The organism is Enterococcus durans NBRC 100479 = LMG 10746 (assembly GCF_001544215.1).
GTDB classification, from domain to species: Bacteria; Bacillota; Bacilli; order Lactobacillales; family Enterococcaceae; genus Enterococcus_B; species Enterococcus_B durans.
In genome coordinates, this window is the sequence record NZ_BCQB01000008.1 from 44,196 (window position 1) to 64,977 (window position 20,782).

General features: G+C 40.7%; 19 protein-coding genes. 1 reads left to right on the plus strand and 18 read right to left on the minus strand.

The window, feature by feature from the left end; genetic code table 11:
* Positions 1-223 precede the first annotated feature (223 nt).
* A complete protein-coding gene (locus tag ED2_RS03750) occupies positions 224-1,519 on the plus strand; it encodes an ISL3 family transposase (RefSeq protein ID WP_025481336.1) in 1,296 nt (431 codons plus the stop codon).
* A 279-nt stretch (positions 1,520-1,798) separates the two neighbouring features.
* Here the strand turns inward: ED2_RS03750 and ED2_RS03755 are convergent, their stop codons facing one another.
* The 18 genes from ED2_RS03755 to ED2_RS03840 form a co-directional block, all read right to left on the minus strand.
* Positions 1,799-2,707, minus strand: a complete 909-nt coding sequence (locus ED2_RS03755) for a LysR family transcriptional regulator (protein ID WP_016176690.1) — start codon at positions 2,705-2,707, stop codon at positions 1,799-1,801.
* A complete protein-coding gene (locus ED2_RS03760; RefSeq protein WP_016176691.1) occupies positions 2,704-3,408 on the minus strand; it encodes a carbonic anhydrase family protein in 705 nt (234 codons plus the stop codon). Before ED2_RS03760 ends, ED2_RS03755 begins: the two co-directional genes overlap by 4 nt.
* Before the next feature lie 30 nt (positions 3,409-3,438).
* Positions 3,439-4,080, minus strand: a complete 642-nt coding sequence (locus ED2_RS03765; RefSeq protein ID WP_005879659.1) for a YfbR-like 5'-deoxynucleotidase — start codon at positions 4,078-4,080, stop codon at positions 3,439-3,441.
* 469 nt (positions 4,081-4,549) lie between these two features.
* On the minus strand, positions 4,550-5,185 hold the full coding sequence (pyrE, locus tag ED2_RS03770) for an orotate phosphoribosyltransferase (RefSeq protein ID WP_016176692.1): 636 nt from the start codon (positions 5,183-5,185) through the stop codon (positions 4,550-4,552).
* A 1-nt stretch (position 5,186) separates the two neighbouring features.
* Complete coding sequence (gene pyrF, locus ED2_RS03775; RefSeq protein ID WP_005879663.1) at positions 5,187-5,897, minus strand: orotidine-5'-phosphate decarboxylase; 711 nt, start codon at positions 5,895-5,897, stop codon at positions 5,187-5,189.
* Complete coding sequence (locus ED2_RS03780; RefSeq protein WP_016176693.1) at positions 5,894-6,826, minus strand: dihydroorotate dehydrogenase; 933 nt, start codon at positions 6,824-6,826, stop codon at positions 5,894-5,896. Before ED2_RS03780 ends, pyrF begins: the two co-directional genes overlap by 4 nt.
* On the minus strand, positions 6,823-7,599 hold the full coding sequence (locus tag ED2_RS03785) for a dihydroorotate dehydrogenase electron transfer subunit (protein WP_016176694.1): 777 nt from the start codon (positions 7,597-7,599) through the stop codon (positions 6,823-6,825). Before ED2_RS03785 ends, ED2_RS03780 begins: the two co-directional genes overlap by 4 nt.
* A 122-nt stretch (positions 7,600-7,721) precedes the next feature.
* Entirely contained in the window at positions 7,722-10,907 is a 3,186-nt protein-coding gene (gene carB / locus ED2_RS03790; protein ID WP_005879669.1) for a carbamoyl-phosphate synthase large subunit, read from the minus strand.
* Between the two features lie 2 nt (positions 10,908-10,909).
* Positions 10,910-11,986 carry a carbamoyl phosphate synthase small subunit gene (locus ED2_RS03795; RefSeq protein WP_016176695.1) on the minus strand — a complete coding sequence of 359 codons (1,077 nt, stop codon included), beginning with the start codon at positions 11,984-11,986 and terminating at the stop codon, positions 10,910-10,912.
* 4 nt (positions 11,987-11,990) lie between these two features.
* A complete protein-coding gene (gene pyrC, locus ED2_RS03800) occupies positions 11,991-13,271 on the minus strand; it encodes a dihydroorotase (RefSeq protein WP_016176696.1) in 1,281 nt (426 codons plus the stop codon).
* 18 nt (positions 13,272-13,289) lie between these two features.
* On the minus strand, positions 13,290-14,216 hold the full coding sequence (locus ED2_RS03805; protein WP_005879675.1) for an aspartate carbamoyltransferase catalytic subunit: 927 nt from the start codon (positions 14,214-14,216) through the stop codon (positions 13,290-13,292).
* A 12-nt stretch (positions 14,217-14,228) separates the two neighbouring features.
* A complete protein-coding gene (locus ED2_RS03810) occupies positions 14,229-15,512 on the minus strand; it encodes a solute carrier family 23 protein (protein WP_016176697.1) in 1,284 nt (427 codons plus the stop codon).
* 11 nt (positions 15,513-15,523) lie between these two features.
* A complete protein-coding gene (pyrR, locus tag ED2_RS03815; protein WP_005879678.1) occupies positions 15,524-16,063 on the minus strand; it encodes a bifunctional pyr operon transcriptional regulator/uracil phosphoribosyltransferase PyrR in 540 nt (179 codons plus the stop codon).
* 241 nt (positions 16,064-16,304) lie between these two features.
* Positions 16,305-17,216, minus strand: coding sequence for an RluA family pseudouridine synthase (locus ED2_RS03820; RefSeq protein WP_005879680.1), 912 nt, complete (start codon positions 17,214-17,216; stop codon positions 16,305-16,307).
* Entirely contained in the window at positions 17,213-17,677 is a 465-nt protein-coding gene (gene lspA, locus ED2_RS03825; protein ID WP_005879682.1) for a signal peptidase II, read from the minus strand. Before lspA ends, ED2_RS03820 begins: the two co-directional genes overlap by 4 nt.
* A gap of 4 nt (positions 17,678-17,681) precedes the next feature.
* Entirely contained in the window at positions 17,682-18,380 is a 699-nt protein-coding gene (locus tag ED2_RS03830) for a CBS domain-containing protein (RefSeq protein ID WP_016176698.1), read from the minus strand.
* 1 nt (position 18,381) lies between these two features.
* Positions 18,382-18,753: a hypothetical protein gene (locus ED2_RS03835; RefSeq protein ID WP_005879127.1), complete on the minus strand. Its 372-nt coding sequence runs from the start codon at positions 18,751-18,753 to the stop codon at positions 18,382-18,384.
* 304 nt (positions 18,754-19,057) lie between these two features.
* A complete protein-coding gene (locus tag ED2_RS03840; RefSeq protein WP_005879126.1) occupies positions 19,058-20,728 on the minus strand; it encodes a formate--tetrahydrofolate ligase in 1,671 nt (556 codons plus the stop codon).
* Between the last annotated feature and the right edge of the window lie 54 nt (positions 20,729-20,782).

A 20,782-nucleotide genomic window follows, 5' to 3' on the forward strand; every position in this document is an offset into this window, starting at 1 on the left:
CGTTCTTTAAATACTTGCCAAGTTTGATATATCTAGTTATTGGAAAGCAGAAAGGCATTTGAGAAGGTGCAAGTACCTCCTCAAATGCCTTTCAATTTTGGCTCTATACTTTTTGATGTTGGTGAACTTCGCCAACATCTTTTTTTGTATAAAAAAATATAGAAAAGACACCCTGAAATCCTTTAGAATTAATTTGGCTAACAAATTCATAGGAGGATTCAAGATATCTCATACTCAGCTTATCAAAGATACCCTAAATATTCTAGACCTAAATATCTATTTCGAGGAAAATTGTTTAACTAAAGAAAAATATAAAGGGCAAATTTGCTTGATTTACAAAGGAACTCTTCAGTACACGCCAGAAGAGTGTCCCCATTGTCTTTGTGTCGTCCCCTCTAGGATCATTCGTTGGGGGACGACAACCGTTCGGTTGTTACTGAATGATGTGTCTGAGTATCGCACTTATCTGGAGTTGAAGAAACAACGATTTAAATGTAAGTCTTGTCAAAGAACATTCGTAGCGGATACCTCTGTCGCTGAAAAACACTGTTTCATTAGTCAAAAAGTTCGTTGGTCTGTTATTGCTCGCTTAAAAGAGAATACTTCCATGACGGAAATCGCTCGTCAGAAAAATATCTCCACTTCTTCGGTCTATCGTGTTATGAAGCGATTCTACCGCCCATTGAATCCTTTCAAACAGACTTTGCCAAAGGTCTTATGCTTTGATGAATTCAAATCGGTTCGAAGTGTTGCCAGTGCAATGAGTTTTATCATGATGGACGGACAAAGCCATGCATTATTGGATATTGTCGAAAATCGACGCTTGCCTTATTTAGAACGCTATTTTTCTCGGTTTTCATTAGCGACTCGTGAAGCCGTTCAATGGATTGTTATTGATATGTATGCGCCTTATGTTTCATTGGTGAAAAAGCTTTTCCCGAATGCTCAGTTGATCATCGACCGTTTCCACATCGTCCAACATATTGGCAGAACCTTCTTGAATCACCGAGTGAAAGAAACACCTACACTACTTAAAGGAACTTCCCACTCTCAACGAGGACTAGGGAAAAAATTGAAACGTTATTGGAAACTTCTACAAAAAGAAGAAGCAAAGTTAAACTACGAAAAACGGATTTGGCGTGCCAGTTTTAAAGATTATTTGACTGAAAGTGAAATTGTCGATCGACTGTTAGCTGCTTGTCCCAACCTGCGCCAAGGCTATCAGTTATACCAAGACGTTCTTTATGCGGTAAAGAAAAGAGATCAGTCACTATTTGAGGATTGTTTAACTAGAGACATTAGCGGTCTGCCTGAAACCTATACAACCACTTTACGAACGTTTAAAAAGTTTCTGCCACAGATTCAAAATGCGCTTCACTACAGCTATTCAAACGGACCTTTGGAATGTTTAAACAACCACATCAAAGTATTAAAACGCAATGCGTACGGCTTTCGCAGCTTTTACAATTTCAAACTACGGATCATGATTCGTCATGGCAAAACATTTTTAACCAAATAAACAGAACAGAAAGAGAGTTTCTTCTTTCTGTTCTGTCCAAATTATTCTAAGATTTCTCTTTACCAACATCATTTGACAAAGAGCCTCAATTTTTATGCCTCACTGGAAACTTTCCGTACCCCCGTATAACAGGTAGTTTTCAAAACGTACAAAAAATCCGAGATTGATGTTTAGTCCCTCTGTCCTAGATTTTTTTTTATAAAACTCATCGTTTCTCATTGACAAATAACAAAAAACAATTGGAACAATAGCTTTTACAAGCAATCATTCCAATTGTTTCTAATGATGTTCTCCCTGTTTGATTAGCTGTGTGAGATGGTGGATGAACCGTTGAGCGATTTTACTTAATGGTCGTTTCACGGAGTAAATGATCACCAACTCATTTTCTTGACTATCTGCTAGGGGAATCAATCGAAGGTATTCTTTCATCTCGCCGATCACGATTCCAGAACCAGAAGCATAAGCATCTGTTTCCAGAACGATATTCATCAATGTACCACGATCACTCGTATAGATCACCGTTTCTTGGTCAGGAATCTCGATCAAATCCTCATAAAAATAAGGAAAATTACTGCCATCTTGAGTAAATCTCACTTGGGGATATGGAAATAGCTTCTCTTTGGCTATCTCCTTTTTTTGGCTCAATGGATGTTCTTGACGTAAAAAGATATGTGTCTTGAAAGTCCCTAAAGCCTGTGTCACCAATTCTCCTTGTTCCAAGTATCTTTTGATCCCTGAACGATTGTGTTCATTCATATAAAGGATGCCGATTTCACTATGTTGCTCTTTGACTTCTTCTATCACTTTTGCAGTAGTCGTTTCAATGATCCGAAATTGTTTGATTTCTTGTTTGAATGAAGTAATCAGCTTTGCTGTCAAAGGACCTAAAAAATCATAGTGTTGTGAGGCAATAGAAAAACTGTCCCGCTTTTCATTCGCAAGATAATACCCTTCTAACGATTCCAGTTGCACTAAGATTCGTTCTGCTCGTTTTAAAAACTCTTGGCCTTCTTCGGTTAAAAAGGCGCCTCGATTGGTTCGGGTAAAAAGAGTGATCCCAAGCTCTGTTTCAAGTTCCTTGATGCCTGCCGACAAACTAGGTTGTGCAACATATAGTTTTTTAGCCGCTTCTCTAAAACTTCCATTGTTTGCCACAGCAACCACATATTTCAATTGTTGAAAATTCACTGATTTGCCTCCGTGTAATAGTTGATTTCTCGGTTTTTCAGCGGTTGGATCGGTCGATTATTTGGTTGTGCATATTGCCCTTTAAAAGGAATCAAAAAGTCCTTATTCAATTTTTGGATCTGGTCCATTACAAACCACTGTATAGGACCGCTAGTCGGCGGTGTGGTTAACGACCCGACATAATGATAATGGCTCTTTTGCTCTGGGAATAAGACGATTGGATTCGTCCAATGTTCGTGTTTCTCCACGTCCCAAGAATCACCATTCTCGCGATCATATAACCAACCTTCTCCAGTTGCTAAATGATACATGACTCCTACGACCAAATTTTCTTTTTTGGCATTCATGTGCACAAAGTGGAACTCAATATCTTCCTGTTTTCCATTGATCAAATGCTCAGAAGGCATATGGAAGTGGATATCAGTCAAATAAAATTTTTGATCTTTAAATTCAATGTAACTAAATTGATCGTAAGGAACTAAATGAATCGTATTTTTGAATTCTTTGTCCGTGAATCGTTGCCTTTCATAGTGGAAAGATAATGTTTCACTTGACTCGCCTGTTTCCTCACATGTAGTTAATTGAATAGGTGACTGCAAAGAAAAAGCTGCTCCTTTGGCAAACCAATCACATAACTCAGCCCAGTGTTCAGGTCCTCTATCTCCCGAGTATCCCCATTCAACATCCATATTTTTCTTCAAATCCATACCTCCAGAACTTTCTTTTTCGTTTTATTTGTTGGTTTTCTTGACAATAGTCGAAACTGTTGCTAAAAAATCTTCTTTTCCATAGAATTCTTGGTTCAGTAATTCTGGGAAGATCTCATTGAAGAAATACTTTACAGAAGGACGATGCTCGAATGACTTGATCGTCGTGACCGCTTCGATAAACATTTCTTTATAGACTTTTTCTGGATTGTTTTTGATGATTTCTTCAAAAGATTCATACAATAAATCGACTTTATCAGAAATTGCTAGTAACTCTCCCTCAACCGTGTTATCTTTTCCTTCAAAAAGACGTTTACGATACGTTTCCTGAAATTCTTCTGGAATTTCCTGATTAATAAACTCGTCCGTCATTTTCTCTTCTACCGTTTGCAACATCCCCCGCAACTCTTTACTTGCATATTTTACTGGAGTTTTGATGTCACCAATGAAGCGCTCGGTATAATCATGGTTCAGTGCCTTTTCATAGAGCAGTTTCCAGTCGATCTTTTGACCATTTACTTCTTCGATATCCCCTAAAACTTGAGCAATCGAAGCCACTCGATACGAGTGTGCCGCTACCGTATGCTCGGTGAATTTAAAGAAACCAGGAGCCCGAGTGATTTTTTCTAAGTTGTTCAATCCCAAAATAAATTCATTCAATCCCATAAATAGACCTCCCTTAATGGAATACTTTTTCCGATAATCCTACCATTAAATAACTAAAATTTGCAAATAACACGTTTTATTTTCATTGATTTTTTTATAATTTTAACAAAATCATCCCCAATTTATATAAAAAAATAGAAACCAGAAGAAAGCATTCTAGTCTCTACCACTCGTATATCGTATTTTCAAATAACACTACTCAAAAACAGTTGATGACTTGAAAACATTCAAAACAACATAGCTCTAAAACAGGCGATGAAATATTTGAAGTAATGATGAAGTTTTGGAAGCATTCAAAACAACATAGCTCTAAAACCTCGTAGAAAAAATTTTTTCTACGTGATTTATCACTGAGCTACTCGTCCATAGCAAAACTTTCGTCTTGAATACTTCTTTATTTGTTGTTTATTCAACACTAGTATACCATTTTATTTCTGATGCTAAAATATTTTTTACAGATGTTAAGCAATCAGTTTTTCTTCCAGTTTTCAGGATCTTGTTTCCATTCCTTCAATAGGTTTAATTCTGTTTCATCAATGTATTTTTCTTCAAGTGCTGCTTCAATCAGCACGGAATAATTCGTAAGGGTCAATAATGGCATTTCCGCATTAGCAAAGTTTGCTTTTCCTTTTGGTAATTCATACGTGAAGATAGCAGCCACACCTAAAACATTCGCCCCTTCACGTTTAGCAGCTTCTGCTGCTTCTAGTACACTTCCGCCAGTGGAAATCAGATCTTCGATTACGACCATTTTTTGCCCTTCAAAAATACGTCCTTCGATTTGGTTTCCTTTACCATGATCTTTCGCTTTACTTCTGATATAAACCATCGGCAAATCTAAAATTTCAGCTACCCATGCTGCATATGGGATGCCTGCAGTAGCTGTTCCTGCAATGACTTCAACATCTGGATATGCTTCTTTGATTTTGTCTGCTAACCCTTGTGCAATTTCTTTTCTAACTTTTGGATAGCTCATCGTGATTCGATTGTCACAGTAAATTGGACTTTTGATGCCACTTGCCCAAGTAAAAGGTTCACTAGGGCTCAAAAAAACAGCTTCGATTTCTAATAGATCTTTTGCGATCGTGGTTTCAATTGACTTCATATTAATGGCTCCATTCTTCTTTAATTGATTGATACGCTTGATATGGATCTTGCGCCAATGTGATCGGACGACCAACGACAATGAACGTAGAACCGATTTCATGTGCTTTAGCCGGTGTCACAATTCTTGTTTGATCTCCTGCAACTGTTCCTTCTGGACGTATCCCAGGGGTTAGACAGATAAATGATGGGTCAGTTTGTTCTTTGATGGATTTCACTTCCCATGCGGATGAAACTACTCCGTCAAGACCAGCTTGTTTGGCACATCGGGCATAATGAATGACACTTTCCTCAAGAGGAACATCGATCAATTGGTCATGGTGCATTTCTTCTTCACTTGTTGAAGTTAATTGCGTGATTGCCAACAACAGCGGGCGTTTTTTGTCTTCTGGCGTACCTGCTTCTAATCCTCTTAGAGCAGCCTCCATCATTCGGATGCCACCAGCTGCATGGACACAAGTCACGTCCACACCTAATTTAGCTAGGCCTGTCATAGCTTTTTCAACAGTATTCGGAATATCATGGAGCTTCAAGTCTAAAAAGACATCGTGTCCAGCGTCTTTTAACCAACGAACAATGATTGGCCCTTCTTGATAAAATAATTCCATGCCGATTTTTACAAATAATTTCTCATCTTCTGGAAATAATTGCAGAAACTCTTCTACTTCTTGCCAAGTTGAAAAGTCTAACGCGATAATTGGTCGTTGATTCATTGATTTCGTTCCTCTCTTACTTCCTTGATTAATTGCTCTAATGATTCGATACCAAGTTCTGCCATTCGGACTGGCAACCCTTCAATCAGTTTAGGACAGATGTAGGGATCGGTAAAGTTAGCCGTTCCAACAGCAATAGCACTTGCACCTGCCATGAACATCTCTAACACATCGTCAACAGTTTGGACACCACCCATTCCAATAATCGGTAGTTTTGAAACGGACGCCACCTGATTGATCAAGCGAATGGCCACAGGTTTGATTGCTGGACCAGACAGTCCCCCTGTTTGATTTGCTAAAATTGGTTTTCTGGTTTTTAGATCGATCCGCATGCCAAGTAGTGTATTGATCATGGTGAAACCATCGGCTCCGCCACTTTCGATTGCTTGAGCGATGGGCACGATGTCTGTCACATTAGGCGAAAGTTTCACGTACACTGGAACTTTTGCTACTTTTTTGACCGCTTGTGTCAATTGAAAAGCAGCTTCTGGGTCAGTACCAAAAGCGATACCTCCATGTTTGACATTCGGGCAGGAAATATTCAATTCAATAGCTTTTACATTCGGTGCGTCACCGATTTTTGCACAAACTTCTACATAATCTTCTTCACATGCCCCTGCGACATTCGCAATGATAGGCAATCCCTGGTAGTGAGCTAATTCAGGTAATAATTCTTTCATCACAACATCTAGTCCAGGATTTTGTAAGCCGATAGCGTTCAGCATACCAGAAGGTGTTTCTGCTACTCTCGGCGTAGGATTGCCAAATCTTGCCTTAGGTGTCGTTGCTTTGACCATGATCGATCCTAGTTGATTCAAATCATAATATTTTCCATATTCTTTTCCGAAACCAAAGCATCCACTGGCTGGCATGATCGGATTTTTCAAATCTAACCCTGGAAGTTTTACTGCTAAAGGATTTCCACTCATAAAATGACCTCCCCAACTTTGAAGATAGGTCCTTCATCACAGACCTTCACACTTTTCGTTCCTGTCTCATCATCTGGCTTATGGCACACACATGCGTAGCAAGCACCGACACCGCAAGCCATCCTAGATTCTAATGAAAGCTGGACATTGGAATGGTCTGAATAAAGTTGTTCGACAGTCTTCAATAGTCCATTTGCGCCACAAGCAAACACTGCTTTAGGCATTTTATTTGTTCTCAACAATAAATTTCCGACATTGCCGTGGATTCCGTAGGTACCGTCATCTGTTGCAATGCGAGTCTCTCCTAATTCATTGAATTCTTCTTCATAATATAATACGTCTTTTGAGGCGAATCCTAGAAAATGAATTGGAATGATCCCTTTTTCTTTTAATTGCTTTGATAACTCATAGAGAGGAGGCACACCAATCCCACCGCCAACGATGAAAACTTCATCTGCTGGTTCTAATCCTGACAAGTCAAACCCATTGCCTAAAGGACCTAACACATCGAGTGTATCGCCTACTTTCAATTCTGAGAAGATTTTTGTCCCTTCTCCTTCGATTCGATAGATAATCCGACAAGTTTTATGTTCATGATCAATCTGATTGATACTGATTGGTCGCCTTAGTAGCAAATCAGCACGAGGCACTCGAACATGCAGAAACTGCCCTGGAGAATTCATTTCATTGACTAATTCTCCTTTTAACGTGAGTTCATAAATGCGTGGTGCCAGTTGTCTTTGATTGATAACCTTCATTAATTCTTGTTTCATATCTACTCTCCTCATTTGAGACGTTCCAGTGTGTGTCCTGCCTAAGTATCAACTAAGAAGAGACTCTTCTCAATTGATACCTTTGTACATGACTATTCACATTTTCATTATCTCGTTTCTTTTTAGATCGCTTTTGTTGAAAATGCTCGTGATTCCATTACTCGAATGATTGCATCTGCAGTATCTAATGAAGTAAATAACGGAGTTCCATGTTCAACAGCCTCTCGGCGAATGATAAAGCCATCTTTCGAAGCATTTCCTCTGTCTTTGTCAATGGTATTGACTACGACTTGCGCTTTTCCTTCACGGATCAAATCGACAACATTTTTTTCATGGACATGCTCAGAAATTTTGGCAACCTTCGTAACGATCAACCCATGTGATTCGAAAAAGGCAGCTGTATTTTTCGTTGCTAACAAGCTGTAGCCGATTTCTGAAAAGCGTTTGGCTAATTCTAATGCTTCTTCTTTGGTTTCATCCGCAATCGTGAACAAAACGGAGCCATAATCTGGTAACCGAAGTCCTGATGCCTCAAAAGCTTTATACAATGCCTTATCGAGATTTTGGTCTGATCCCATGACTTCCCCAGTCGATTTCATTTCAGGCCCTAAATACGTATCTACTTTATGAAGTTTAGTGAATGAAAAGACTGGTGCTTTTACGTGGACATTCTCAGTTTCAGGATACAATCCAGTTTCAAAGCCTAAGTCTTTTAGTTTCTGCCCTAAGATTGCTTTTGTTGCGATCTGTGCCATCGGAATACCTGTAACTTTACTTAAAAATGGTACAGTACGACTTGCACGAGGATTCACTTCGATCACATAGACTTTATTATCATGGATGACAAATTGGATATTCATCATACCAATGCAGTTCAACCCTCGCGCTAGGCGGATCGTATAGTCTTCGATCGTCTTCTGGATTTCAATGGATAGTGCTTGTGGCGGATAAACAGCCATCGAGTCACCTGAATGGACGCCTGCACGTTCGATATGTTCCATGATTCCTGGGATCAGTACTGTTTCTCCATCACAGATGGCATCTACTTCACATTCACTACCAAGCAAATAACGATCGATCAGTACAGGATGTTCTGGGGAAGCTTTGACTGCATGTTCCATGTAGTCTTCAAGATCGTGTTGATTTTCAACGATTTCCATTGCACGTCCGCCTAAAACATAGCTGGGTCTGACTAATACTGGGTAACCGATAGTTGAAGCAATTGCAACAGCTTCTGCTTTACTTGTCGCTGTATCTCCTAACGGTTGTGGAACATCCAGTTGCTTCAATGCCTGTTCGAAAAGATCACGGTTTTCTGCACGATCCAAATCTTCGATCGTTGTCCCTAAAATTTTCACACCAGCTTTAACAAGCGGCTCTGCTAAGTTGATCGCAGTCTGACCACCGAATTGGACGATCACACCCATCGGCTGTTCAAGATCAATAACGTTCATGACGTCTTCAAAAGTCAATGGTTCAAAGTACAATTTGTCAGAGATAGAAAAATCAGTCGATACGGTCTCTGGATTACTGTTCATGATGATTGCTTCATATCCAGCTTGTTGGATTGCTTTGACAGAATGGACAGTCGCATAATCAAACTCCACTCCTTGGCCAATTCTGATTGGTCCTGACCCTAAAACTAGGACTGATTCTTTCTCGGAGCGGATACTCTCGTTTTCATATTCATATGTGCTATAGAAATAAGGCGTTTGTGACTCAAATTCAGCGGCACAAGTATCCACCATTTTATAAACGGGCAGGATATTTTGCTCAGTTCGCATTTGTCTGATCTCTTTTGCGGTAGTTTTCCACAAATCCGCGATCTTTTGATCCGTAAATCCATTTTGTTTCACAAACGTTAGTAGCTCATGATCATTCGGTTGTGCTGCTAGTTGGTTTTCTAATTCGACGATGTGAAGGAGTTTATCTAAAAAGAATAAATCGATTTTTGTTAATTCCGCAATTTCTTCGATCGGGAAACCTCGACGGATTGCTTCTGCTACGTAGAAGAGGCGATCATCTTGTGCTCTGACCATTTTTTTGATCAATAGATCATCTTCGACATCCTTTAACTCTGGCAATTCAATATGATAAGTCCCGATTTCTAGAGAACGAACAGCTTTCAAAAGGGATTCCTCGATGTTTCTCCCGATTGCCATTACTTCACCAGTTGCCTTCATCTGGGTCCCTAACACTCGTTCACCATTTTCAAACTTATCGAAAGGCCAACGTGGGATTTTTGCTACAACATAGTCGAGTGCAGGTTCAAATTCAGCATAGGTCGTACCTGTTACCGGATTTTTCATCTCATCAAGCGTCAGCCCTAAAGCAATTTTAGCTGCCAATTTTGCAATCGGATAGCCGGTTGCTTTACTTGCTAATGCAGAAGACCGTGAAACACGAGGATTCACTTCAATCACATAGTAGTTGAAACTGTTTGGATCTAAAGCTAACTGCACATTACAGCCACCTTCGATTTTCAACGCTCGGATAATTGAAAGCGAAGCATCACGCAACATTTGGTATTCATGATCAGATAATGTTTGGCTTGGTGCAAAAACGATCGAATCGCCTGTATGGATACCAACAGGATCAAAGTTCTCCATGTTACAAACAACGATTGCATTATCAGCTGAATCTCGCATTACTTCATACTCGATTTCTTTGAATCCAGCGATACTCCGTTCGATCAAACATTGTGTCACAGGGGATAAACTCAGGCCGTTTTCAGCGATTACACGTAGCTCTTCTTCATTTTCGCACATGCCACCGCCCGTTCCACCTAATGTGAAGGCAGGGCGGACGATGATTGGGTAGCCGATTTTATTGGCAAAATCAACAGCTTCTTCTACTGTTGTCACGATTTCAGATTCGGGGATTGGTTGATTCAATTCTTCCATCAACTGTTTGAATAAATCTCGATCTTCCGCCTGATCGATCGCGGATAATTTTGTACCTAAAAGTTCAATATCTAACTCATCTAAAATACCAGATTCAGCTAGTTCCATTGCCATATTCAAGCCTGTTTGGCCTCCTAATGTCGGCAACAATGCATCAGGGCGTTCTTTTCTTAAGATTCTCGACACGAATTCTAAAGTGATCGGTTCGATATACACTTGATCAGCAATTTCTTTATCTGTCATGATCGTCGCTGGATTAGAGTTGACCAAGACGACTTCATATCCTTCTTCTTTCAAGGCTAGACAAGCTTGCGTTCCCGCATAATCAAACTCAGCGGCTTGTCCGATGATGATTGGTCCTGAACCGATCACCATGATTTTTTTGATATCTGTCCGTTTTGGCATTCTTATTGCTCCCTTCCTGCATCCATCATTTCCATGAATTCGTCGAATAAATGTAAGGCATCATGTGGCCCAGGTGCAGCATCTGGGTGGAATTGAACACTGAATGCTGGATAATTCCGGTGTCTGATCCCTTCTACTGTTCCGTCATTCACTTCAACATGGGTCACCATCAATCGTTTTGGGTCCACCGTTTTCTCATCCACTGCATATCCGTGATTCTGTGAGGTAAAATCGATCCGTCCAGTAGCGATTTCTCGCACTGGATGGTTCAATCCGCGATGGCCAAACTTCATTTTATACGTGTCTGCTCCATTTGCTAATGCAAAGAGTTGATGCCCAAGACAGATGCCAAAAATCGGGATTTTTCCTTGGATACCTCGGATCATCTCAATTGCTTCTGGTACGTCTTTAGGATCACCAGGACCATTCGTCAGCATGACTCCATCAGGCGCTAAGGATAAAATCGTTTTTGCATCTGTATTATAAGGAAGGACAGTCAAATTACAGTTACGTTTACTTAGTTCTCTTAAAATGCTGTGTTTCAAACCAAAATCGATCACCACGACATTTCGTCCTGTTCCGGGACTTGGGTAAGGTTTATTCGTTGATACTTGTTGTACTTGATTGGTAGCAAGCACAGTTGCCTTCAATTGATCAAACGCATGCTCAAATGAATCACCTGCATCAACGATACTTGCTTTCATCGTTCCCACTTCCCGGATTTTTCTCGTCAGCGCTCTTGTGTCGATCCCAGAAATCCCTGGGATACCTTTACGTTTCAGAAATTCATCTAGCGTCATTTGACTGCGCCAGTTTGAAGCAACTCGTGCATGTTCTTTCACTACTACACCTTTGCAAGTTGGAGAAATAGATTCGTAATCATCGCGATTGACGCCATAATTCCCCACCATCGGATAAGTAAAAGTGATGATTTGTCCATTGAAACTTTGGTCAGTAATCGTTTCTTGATAGCCTGTCATGCTAGTCGTAAAAACGATCTCGCCAAAGACATTGTTTTTTGCGCCAAATGCTTTTCCTTTAAATACCGTACCGTCTTCCAAAATCAGTAATCTTTCCATGCGGTTATTCCCCCTTTTGCCAAGCAAGTTTTCCGTCAACAAACGTCAATAACGTTTCTCCCTTGACCTTCCATCCAACAAAAGGTGTGTTTTCCCCTTTGGAAAGGAAATCTTTTTTATCGATCTCGCTAAGGTGTTCGATAGCGAAAACGACTAAATCAGCAGGCGCCCCGATCGTTAATGTGCCAGCATTCAATTGGAAGATCTCAGCTGGTTTCACAGCCAGCCAATTGATGACTTGTTCCAGTGTGAAGCGTTTGGTTTCAACGAAATGTGTGTAAATCAATTGAAAAGCTGTTTCGCTTCCCACGATCCCGAATGGTGATTCTAAGAAACTCTTACTTTTTTCTTCTAATCCATGTGGTGCATGGTCAGTGGCAATGCAATCGATCGTTCCATCGAGTAATCCTTCGATCAAGGCTTCGCGGTCTTCTTTTCCACGTAAAGGCGGGTTCATTTTCCAAAAGCCAAAATCTTCCGGTATATCTTCATCAATCAGAATCAAATGGTGCGGTGAAACTTCCGCAGTTACGTGAATACCCGCTTTTTTGGCATCACGAATTACCCGCACACTTTCTTTTGTGGAGACGTGACAGACATGATAATGAACGCCAGTCGCTTCCGCCAATAAGAGATCGCGTGCGATTTGTGAAGATTCAGTTACACTTAAAATACTCGGCAAGCCCAATTCTTCTGCTTTCTTGCCTGCATGCATCACACCGCCAAACAATAATGATTCATCTTCGGTATGTGCGACTAATGCTTTCTTGTTTTTGGCTGCTTCTTTCATTGCAAGATACATCGTTCCTGCTGTCTGGACACCCACTCCATCATTCGTAAAAGCAAACGCCCCTTCAGCGATCAGTGCTTCTTGATCTACTAATACTTCACTGCGAAGGTTTTCGGTGATGGGTGCATATTGTAACACTTTCACCACCGCATTTTGTTTGATCAGATCATAGACATTTTTCAATTTTTCTGCTGTATCAGGTACTGGATTCAGATTAGGCATTGCACATACAGTCGTGAAACCGCCTCTAGCAGCTGCTTTCGAACCGGCTTCGATCGTCTCCTTGTATGTAAATCCCGGCTCTCTCAAGTGGACATGGACGTCTACTAAACCAGGGGTGATCAATTGCCCTTTTGCATCATACACTTCATCAAATTCAGTCTCGGAAAAACCAGTTCCTATCGCTTTGATTTTTCCATCTTCGATCCAAATTTCTGCAGGTGTTGTTTCGTTGTTTCTAGTATTGATTTGACCGTTTTTAATGAGTGTTTTCATGTTTTCTTCCTCCTAGCTTTACGCTTTTCCGTTTAATACCGCTTCTAAAATCGCCATTCTGACAAACACACCGTTACTCATTTGCTGAACGATTCGTGATTGTAACCCTTCAACTAATGAATCTGCCAATTCCACATCCCGGTTGACTGGCGCTGGGTGCATGATAATTGCATGTTTTTGTAATTTTTTTGCTCGTTCAATCGTCAATCCGTATTCCTGATGGTAAGCTTCCTTCGAAAAGCTTTCTTTTCCATCATGACGTTCATGCTGAACGCGGAGCATCATCATTACATCAACTGTATCTAATAATTCATCTAGTGGAACGTAATGGCCGTAAACTTCAAATTCTTCATCGTACCATTCTCTAGGACCTGAGAAAAAGACTTGAGCACCTAGTCGTTTAAGCATCTGCATATTCGATTTCGCTACACGAGAGTGGGTGATATCCCCTACGATTGCTACTTTCAATCCATCGAAATGGCCAAATTCTTCATAAATCGTCATCAAATCAAGAAGGCATTGTGTCGGATGCTGTCCGCTTCCGTCGCCGCCATTTATAATCGAGCATTGGATCGTTTTGCTTTGGATCAGTTCGTCATAATAATTTTCATCTCCATGTCGGATGACCGCAACATCGACCCCTAAGGCTGACATCGTCAGCACTGTGTCATACAAGGTTTCACCTTTTTGTACAGAACTCGTGCTTGCTTCAAACTCGATGACCTCTAGACCCAATTTCTTTTCTGCAACATCGAAACTCTTGTGGGTTCTTGTACTATTCTCAAAAAATAGGTTCGTTGCAAAATATTGTGATTTTTGCGGTGTCCAGTTTGCTCCTTGTTTAAATTCTTGCCCACGACGGATCAGTCCCATTACTTCCTGGTCCGTTAAAGCTTCCACTGTCAATAGATGTTTTAAACTAATGCGTTCTGATTTGATGATCACGATGATTCCTCCTTAGTTTTCTTCGCTACGTGAAGTTTCTGGTAAGATAAGATTTAAGATGATACCAAGTACAGTTGCTAAAGCCATTGCTGATAAAGTGAACGTGCCAACCTCGAAGACTAAGCCTCCGATACCGACAACCAAGATCACTGAGGCAATCAATAGATTTTTCTTTTTGTCAAAATCAACTTTATTTTCAATCAAGATCTTCATCCCGCTTGCAGCGATGACACCGAACAAGATGAAGCTGATTCCTGAGATAACTGGTCCAGGGATACTTAGGATCAAAGCACTTAGTTTCCCAACAAACCCTAAGATAACTGCGAAGACTGCAGCACCGCCGATTACAAAGACACTGTGTACACGAGTGATTGCCAAGACACCGATATTTTCACCGTAACTTGTTACTGGAGGTCCACCGACAAATGCAGCAACGATCTGTGCCAGACCATCTCCCATTAATGTTTTGTGTAAGCCTGGATCTTCGAAAAAGTTCCGTTTTGTTAGTTTGTTCAAGACCATCAAGTGACCGATATGCTCTGTCATCGTGACAAATGCGATAGGTGCCATCGTTGTGATTGCTCCTAGATAAAGTTTCGGTTCATATTGGACAAATGGTATTTCGAAGTTCGGTAAAGCAAACCATGCAGCATCAACGATTGGTTTCGTGTCGACGATACCGAATAATAAAGCAACGATATATCCGCAAATGATTCCTAGTAAGATCGGGATAAGTCCGAGAAAACCTTTTAACCACATATTGAAGAAAATCGTTAGTGCCAATGTGATCAATGCGACCGCGATATATTTAAAATCGTATTTTCCTTGATTGTACATTGCGTTCGTTGCCGCATTAGCCGCAAGTCCTAACCCAATCACCATGATAACTGGTCCGACTACGATAGGCGGCAGGATTTTATCCAACCAAGATGAGCCGATTTTTTTAATGATAAAAGCGACGATCAGATAAACAAGTCCTGTAGTGACCGCCCCTTGAGCAATCGCCGGATACCCATCGGTTTTCATCAAAAGCTGCATCGCTGCGATGAAGGCAAAGCTACTTCCCAAGTAAGCTGGGATCTTTCCTTTTGTTGTCACAAGGTAAACCAATGTTCCTAATCCTGAACTCACCAAGGCGATCCCTGGGTCGATACCGACTAAGATCGGTACAAGTACGGTTGCTCCAAACATGGTGAAAAGATGCTGTAAACTCAATCCTACCCAGTGGCCTACAGTTGGGCGGTCGTGGATATCTAATACTACGTTATCGTTATGGAATTCTTTTTTCTCTGACATACTGCTCTCCCCTATTCTTCCTCTTTCAAGATCATGATTCGATCTTGCCCATCTAGCTCTTGCATCTCCACAAGAATTTCTTCGACTTTAGATGTGGGAATGTTTTTCCCCACGTAATCGGCACGGATCGGTAATTCTCTGTGTCCTCGGTCAACAAGAACCGCAAGAGAGATCTTTCTTGGACGTCCGAAGTCCATCACTGCATCCATCGCTGCTCGGATCGTTCGTCCTGTGTATAAAACATCATCAATCAAGATGACTTCTTTTCCTTCTAGGGAAACAGGGATATCAGAAGAGTGTAATTCCGGTTCATCTGGTGTCTCTTTTTTATCATCGCGATAAAGTGTGATGTCTAACTCTCCTACTGGTACCTCGATACCTTCCAATTGTTTCAAGCGTTCAGCGATCCTTGAAGCGATGTATATCCCTCTCGTTTTGATGCCCACAAGAACGACATCATCGATACTGTGGTTTCTTTCAATAATTTCATAAGTGATTCGTGTCAGTGCACGTTTCATCGTTACTTGATCAACAACTTCTTTTGCTTGCATGTGGTCCCCTCCATTTTTTACACAAAAAAACTCCTGCCCTAAGAGGACAGGAGGAATGTTTTAGACTGAGCGTATACTTTGGGTACACTTATAGTTATACTCTGCTAGAGAGCAACGTTCGATATGGCGCACCATATGTCTCTTTGCTCACACCCTTCTTAGCCTCACGGGACTAAACTTAAAGGAAATCATATTTAGTTTTTTTATGCTTTCGTTGTTAAATACTATACCGTTAACTTATTTAAAAAGCAATATCTTTTCTCAATTTTTCTAAAGTTTTTTCAAAAACTTCTGGAAGCGGTGCTTCAAATACCATCTGTTGTCCAGTGACGGGATGTTCAAATCCTAATAATCTAGCATGAAGGAATTGTCCGTGTCCCTTTAATGTCTTCTTCGGTCCGTAAGTCGGGTCACCTGCTAAAGGATAGCCGATGTATTTCATGTGTACACGGATTTGATGTGTGCGACCGGTTTCTAATTGTAACTCTACCAAGGTATAATCGGCAAAGCGTTCCAATACTTGAAAATGTGTCACTGCTGGTTTTCCATCTTCACGGATTGCTTGCATCTTTCGATCGACTTTTGAACGTCCAATCGGAGCATTGATCGTTCCTTTTTCATGTGGGATCACACCATGGACAAGTGCCACATACTTTCTCAAGGAAGTCTTGTCTTTCAACTGTTTGGCTAAAGATTCATGGGCTTGATCATTTTTCGCGACCATCAATAAACCTGAAGTATCTTTGTCGATTCGATGGACGATCCCTGGACGGATCACGCCATTGATCGATGAAAGATTTTTGACATGATACATCAGCGCATTCACCATTGTTCCATGTGTATGCCCAGCAGATGGATGAACGACCATACCTTGTGGCTTGTTGACCACTGCGACAGCTTCATCTTCATAGACGATCTCCAACGGAATATCCTCCGCAATAATATCTAGAGTTTCTGGCTCTGGGATCAGTACCACTATTTCATCAGCTGGTTTTACTTTGTAGTTTGCTTTCACTGGTTGCCCATTGACGGACACAGCTCCTTCTTTCAACCAGAGCTGTATTTGAGAACGGCTATGGTCAGGGAACAAACCTGTGAGTACTTTATCGATCCGGCCAGTTTCCTGGTGGATCGTTGCTTTTAATTCGGTCATTTTTTCTTTTGGTCCTTTTCATCTAAAATAGTATAAATCAAAATACAGATCACTCCACAAACAAGTGTCACATCTGCTACGTTAAAAATAGGGAAGTTTATAAAATCAGTCTGGAACATGTCTACAACATATCCCAGCCGCATACGGTCGATGAAATTACCAATCGCCCCTGCTAAAATCAAACTTAATCCGATCATAAACCAACGATTGCCAGTTTTACGGTTTTTGACCATCAATGTGATGACTACAACTACCGCAATGATCGTTATCAAAGCGAAAAACCACATTTTGCCTTCTAACAAACTCCATGCGGCTCCTGTATTACGAATATGGTTCAATGATAAAATATTAGGAATCAACGATCTTGTCTCTCCCAATGCTAAATCATGGACGATCCACCATTTCACCCACTGATCAAGTCCGATCAACAAGCCACTGATAATAAAATAAATAGCTAACAAAAAATCAATCCTTTTCTACTTGATGATAAATATCTCTTGGTCTGATGATCCCTAATAAATTGCCATTAGGATTACCATCTTTGGTAATCAATATTGCTTCCAATGTACCTTGCTCACGAAACATCCCTTCGACTTCAAAAATATAAGTACTCGCTGAGACAAAGCGATAATTCGTATACTTACCATCTTTAAAAATCAAGTCGGCAGCTTTTTTCCGTGTAAGATCGATCGTTCCTTTTTGACTTTCTTTCGCTAGCCAAAAACCGATCACCCGTAAAGTGATCAACGCTTCAAATTTTCCTTTATTATAAAGAGGAAATTGGGAATAACGTTTTCTCGCAATCGTTCCTAGCAACTCTGACAACGGGAGATCCCGTTCGAAACCAGTCACATGTTTTGAAAATCGAGGCAATACTGTCTCTGGTTGGAGCAACTCTCCTTCGATCTGCTGTATCTTATTGACTGCCCAATCATTAGGCTCAGCAATCACAAAATCTACTGCGATACGATCATGAACGATGGCGTTCCTTAGCTGTGCCAGTTGTAGTAAATCTTCTTCGTACTTCTTGATCACCGCATTTTTTCTCTGCGCCAATCTTCGTACCAACTCAGTGAACCCCATATTCCGAGCATTGCCCATTGCATCTCTCATCCATTTTTCGATGCGATTGAAACTACTTAAAAAAATGTCAGAGTTTGCCATTTCATTCCTCCTTGATTATATACGCCTGGTTTTTGATATAAAAAAAGAAAGCCAGCATGACTAAGATCACTACTAAACTGTAACCGAACTGTTGCACGTACACAGCACTTAACCCACTAGCCAAGAATAAGAAGGGATAAAGTTGTAACAATAAGAGATTCATCTTTACCACATAGCTAGCAGCCGGATGTTTAATCGTATAAATAGGACTTTTTAGCCAAAAAAAAGTGATTTGCATCGTAAATGGTGCTGTTACGTCGAGAGTGATCGACTGATTATTACTGATACTTTTCGTCTTCTTACCATTGATCCACAAAACAAGCGGGCTGCCCATTCCATAAAAACCAGTTTTTCTCGTCAGTTTGATCTCCATCATGCACCCTCCTATTCTGTTTTAGTATACCTTAAAATACACCAACAAGAAAGAGTCAGGCAGTTGCCCACTGAATTTTTTCCTTGATGCCATTGCAAACAAAGGATCGGAAAGTCACAGAACTTACCGATTATTTACTCCGCTTCTTCATTCACAGTTATCTACTCATAATAAAAAGCCAAATGATCTCGAAAACACTCTCTTTCGGATCATATGGCCTATTAATTCGTGTGGTTCTCTTTGAACATAAATGTTTAGAAATTACTCTGCCCATAGAGGATGGGCGATGTCTACCTAAATTACGTTAAAATAATCCAATGACTTCGCCATCATTTGTAACATCCATATTCAAAGCTGCTGGTTTTTTCGGAAGCCCTGGCATCGTCATAACATCGCCAGTTAGTGCGACAATAAAACCAGCCCCTAGCTTTGGAACAAATTCGCGGATCGTTAATGTAAATTCTTCTGGCGCACCCAACAAAGTAGGATCATCAGAAAATGAATACTGTGTTTTTGCCATACAGATCGGCAATTTATCCCAGCCATTTTTAGCAAACTCTGCAATTTGCTTTTCTGCTTTATTGCTGAGAGTGACCCCTTTACCACCGTAGATTTTCTTGACGATAGCAGCTGTTTTCTCTGCAATCGTGTCTTCTACGTGATATAGTGGGCGGTAATTGGCGGGTTGACTATCTATCAAGTGCACCACTGCTTTAGCAAGTTCAATACCACCGTCTGCACCATTTTCCCAGACACTTGTCCGTTTTGCTAGCACACCTTGATCTTCACATAGCTCTTCTAATAGTGCCAGTTCAGCTTCTGTGTCTGAAACAAACTCATTGATGGCTACGATAACAGGAATACCATAGCTTTCCATATTACGGATATGGCGTTTTAGATTACTAAAACCTGATTTCAAAGCTGGAAGATCTTCTGTCTTTAGTTGATCTTTCTGTAACCCACCATGCATTTTCAATGCACGGACAGTTGCTACGATCACGATCGCATCGGGTGCTTTTTTCAAGTTGGGAACTTTGATATCTAAAAATTTCTCGCCACCTAGATCTGCACCAAATCCGGCTTCTGTGACTACATAGTCCCCTAATTTAAGTGCAGTATGTGTCGCTAAAATACTGTTGCAGCCATGGGCAATATTCGCAAATGGACCACCATGTATGAATGCAGGTGTGCCATAGATCGTTTGTACTAAATTCGGCTTGATTGCATCCTTCAATAAAAGTGCAAGTGCCCCTTCTGCTTTTAGATCCCCGGCAGTAACCGGCTGACGATCGAATGTATAACCAACCACGATTCGAGCCAGACGCAATTTTAGATCATCGATATTAGTAGCTAAACAGAGGATAGCCATGATTTCACTAGCCACAGTGATATCAAATCCATCTTCTCTTGGCACACCTTGAATCGGACCGCCTAGACCAACAATAACTTTTCGCAATTCACGATCGTTCAAATCAACGACCCTTTTCCAGATAACTCTTCGTGCGTCGATATTCAACTCATTTCCTTGATGGATGTGATTATCCAAAATTGCAGATAACGCATTATTTGCCGAAGTGATCGCATGCATATCTCCAGTGAAGTGCAAATTGATATCTTCCATCGGTAACACTTGTGCATAGCCGCCACCAGCTGCGCCTCCTTTGATTCCCATAACTGGACCTAAAGATGGTTCTCGTAGCGCGATAACTGTTTTTTTATCGATTTTATTCAATGCATCACCTAGGCCAACTGTCACTGTCGACTTTCCTTCACCAGCAGGCGTTGGGTTGATCGAAGTCACTAAAATCAGCTGTCCGTCTGATTTCTGTTTTAGATCATTGATCGTGGAAAAATTGATTTTCGCTTTATACTTTCCGTATAATTCTAGATCATCCTCCTGGATACCAATTGTTTTTGCAACTTCAATAATCGGCTTTAATGTTGTTTCTTGCGAAATTTGTAAATCGCTCTTCATCAAAACACTCCTTTTTACGAACTATATTTCCAAAAAATAGATCATTCGTTAAGA